This is a genomic window from Microcystis sp. M53603_WE2, assembly GCF_030065435.1.
The window spans coordinates 1-3,267 of record NZ_JASJFF010001076.1 but is presented as its reverse complement, the minus strand read 5'-3'; the positions used below and the strand labels follow the sequence as shown (position 1 = coordinate 3,267).

The 3,267-nt window shown below is 44.5% G+C and carries 3 protein-coding genes; all 3 read left to right on the top strand.

Features of this window, described 5'->3' with window-relative positions; genetic code table 11:
- Nucleotides 1–435: 435 nt before the first annotated feature.
- Nucleotides 436–1,635, top strand: coding sequence for a bifunctional rod-capping linker CpcD/ferredoxin--NADP reductase PetH (gene cpcD/petH, locus PX481_RS22685; RefSeq protein WP_288096184.1), 1,200 nt, complete (start codon nucleotides 436–438; stop codon nucleotides 1,633–1,635).
- A 207-nt stretch (nucleotides 1,636–1,842) separates the two neighbouring features.
- Nucleotides 1,843–2,685 carry a ChaN family lipoprotein gene (locus PX481_RS22680; protein WP_288096182.1) on the top strand — a complete coding sequence of 281 codons (843 nt, stop codon included), beginning with the start codon at nucleotides 1,843–1,845 and terminating at the stop codon, nucleotides 2,683–2,685.
- 192 nt (nucleotides 2,686–2,877) lie between these two features.
- On the top strand, nucleotides 2,878–3,267 hold a 390-nt coding region (locus tag PX481_RS22675), incomplete at its 3' end, for a 3'(2'),5'-bisphosphate nucleotidase CysQ family protein (RefSeq protein WP_288096179.1).

The following is a 3,267-nucleotide window of genomic DNA, read 5'->3' as shown; positions in this document are numbered from 1 at the left end:
GGAATCGGGCTTCTGAAATGGGGCGAAAGTCTGTGGACTCTGTGTAAGACAGTACATGGTTTTTTAACTGTGGTATGCGACGGTGGTGGAAGCAGAAACTTAAATCGTGAGGTTTAGGAATCGCCGCACTTTTAGGGCGGCGAGGATGTCAAAAAATAATTATCGCTAATATCTGTCCCCCGCTCTTGTCCTGATCAGGCAAACCAGGGGGATTTTTAGCATAAATAGGGAAAAGTAGCAGAAATCTTAATAAAAAGTAAAAATGCTGCAAATGTAACAGATTTTAACCAGAGAGTTGACCTATCCTTAAGGGAAAGATAAAAGCGATGTCTGTGGTTTTTTTAAGATAACTCTCAATTAGGCCTAGGTGTAGTGTACCGATGGTAGGCTAAACTATGGAACGATTATCGTGACTTGAGTTGGGAGTTATATTTAATGTACAGTCCGAGTACACTAGCGGGAAACCGTTTATTTGTTTACGAAGTGGCGGGTCTCAATCAAAACGACAATACTGACAGCTTGGATTATTCAATCCGTCAGAGTGGAAGCGTGTTTTTCACGGTTCCCTACAGTCGCATGAATCAAGAAATGCGTCGGATTACCCGTTTAGGTGGTCGTATCGTCAGCATCAAACCCTTAAATGGGATTGCCCCCGTAGCAACTGTTTCTAGTGCCTCCACACCACAGCCAATCGCTCAATCATCGCCCGTCACCGAACAGACCAAGAAAAAGGCCATGACTCAAGCGAAAGAAAAAACAGATATCCCCGTCAACATCTACCGTCCGAACCAACCCTTTATCGGCAAATGTATCGAGAATTATGCTCTCGTTGATGAGGGAGGTATCGGCATCGTACAACACGTCACCTTTGACCTTTCTGGGGGCGATTTACGCTATTTAGAAGGGCAAAGTATCGGTATTATCCCCCCGGGTACCGATGCTAATGGCAAACCTCATAAATTGAGACTCTATTCGATCGCCTCCACCCGTCATGGTGATAAATTAGACGATAAAACCGTATCCCTCTGCGTGCGTCAGTTGGAATACCAACATCCAGAAACCAAGGAAACCGTTTATGGAGTTTGTTCCACCCATCTCTGTAATGTAGAGGTGGGGGACGATGTGGCTATTACTGGTCCGGTGGGTAAGGAAATGCTGCTACCGGGTGATGAAGATGCCACTATCATTATGATGGCCACTGGGACCGGAATCGCTCCTTTCCGAGCTTTCCTCTGGCGGATGTTCAAGGAACAACACGAAGATTATAAATTCAAAGGTCTAGCTTGGTTGATTTTCGGAGTTCCCAAAACGGCCAATATTCTCTACCAAGAAGAATTAGAGAAAATAGCGGCGGAATTCCCCGATAACTTCCGTCTCACCTATGCCATCAGCCGGGAACAGCAAAATCCCCAGGGCGGTAGAATGTATATTCAACACCGGGTAGCCGAACACGCTGACGAAATCTGGAATCTACTCCAAAGTCCCAAAACCCACGCTTATATGTGCGGACTGAAAGGGATGGAAGATGGTATCGACGATGCTATCAGTGGTGCCGCCGCTAAAAATGGTGCTGATTGGTCTGTCTATCAGAAACAACTGAAAAAAGAACATCGCTGGCACGTAGAAACCTACTAAACCAGAAAGGTTCTCTGAAAATTTTTTCGGGTGGGCATTGCTCACCCTTTTTGTCTTGGCTTCGGTTAAGATCAGTTTCTTAAAAGGCTTTTAATACTAAATCTAGTTATTAAAAACTGATTATCTATTCCCTCTTTTGCATGAGTGCCTCTTACCTTTTGCCTGTCCTCACAAGTAGCCTATACTCAACGGATTTAGTATAAAAAGATGAAATTCTCTCGACGCTTTTTTCCTGTTTTCCTTGCCCTCTGCTTACTGTTTATTTTGCTGCCCCGGGCCTGGAGTTTTACTAATAGCCAAAAACAAATTCTGGCAGATTTAAAAACAGCCGAGATTATTTATCTGGGGGAAAGGCACGATAGCCAAGCCGATCATCAGGCCCAATTAGCTATTATCGAGTATTTACAGGCTAATAATCCCCAAATAGCGATCGCTTTCGAGATGTTTCAACGTCCTTACCAAATCTATTTGGATCAGTATTTAGCCGGCAAAATTAGCGAAAATCAGTTGAGAGAAAAAAGTGAATACGACCAACGTTGGGGATTTGATTGGGAATTTTACGCCCCGATCCTGCGCTTGGCCAAGGCGAAACAACTACCAGCGATCGCCCTAAATACACCCACGGAAATCACTAGAAAAGTGGCACAGGAGGGCTTAGAAAGCCTCTCTACCTCAGAAATGACCTACATTCCCCCTAAAAGCGAAATAAACCAGGATAACGAGGAGTACCGTCAACAGATCTTAGCCGTTTATGAGCAACACACGGGGGGCAAAAGTCAGGGATTCGATCGCTTTTTTTTGGCACAGGTTCTCTGGGATGAAACCATGGCCGATGCGATCGCTAAATTCTGGCAAGCTCATCCCGACTATCAGATCATCGTCCTAGCAGGAAAAGGTCATATTGCCTACGGTTACGGTATTCCCAGTCGAGTCCAAAGAAGATTAGGCGATCGCGTCATCCAGCGTTCGGTTTTCTTGGGAGACGCTCCTCAATCATCACCAGCAGAAACCAAAAAACCCGCCGATTATTTTTGGCAAGAGCAACATTAAGCCAGTCAGGAGTTAGGAAGCAAGAGATGATAAGCTAAGATGCCAGTCTTTCAATTTAGTAGATAATAGGTCTGAAAAACTGATTATTTATTTCCCCTTTTGCCTTTTGCCTTTTGCCTTTTGCCTCTCCTCTATGAGTAGCCTATACTCAACGGATTTAGTATAATAAGTCTGAAAAACTGAGGCTATTTTATGATTAATTTAACCTGTCAAGATACCGAAACACTCGATCGCATTTTAGCTGTGACTCGTGCCGTCGGTTGGGGTGGTGCTAAAATTCTCCAATCCTACCACCGGGGTGAACAGGATTTAGCCGTCAACAAGAAGAAAAAAGGCGGACCAGTGACGGCGGCGGATTTAGCGGCAAATAACTATATTTTAGGGGAATTACAAACAAATTTTTCTGATATCGACTTTGGTTATCTGAGCGAGGAAACCCATCAGGGTAATGAAGCTATCCCGAAAGATTGGGTATGGATTATCGATCCTTTGGACGGAACCCGCGATTTTATCGACAAAACGGGAGAATATGCCCTACATATCGCCTTATGTTATCAAGGAAGACCGATCATCGCCGTGGTT

Excerpts from the sequence above, each read along its gene's own strand:
- cpcD/petH (WP_288096184.1), top strand. The coding sequence starts at position 436 with ATGTACAGTCCGAGTACACTAGCGGGAAACCGTTTATTTGTTTACGAA.
- PX481_RS22680 (WP_288096182.1), top strand. The coding sequence starts at position 1,843 with ATGAAATTCTCTCGACGCTTTTTTCCTGTTTTCCTTGCCCTCTGCTTA.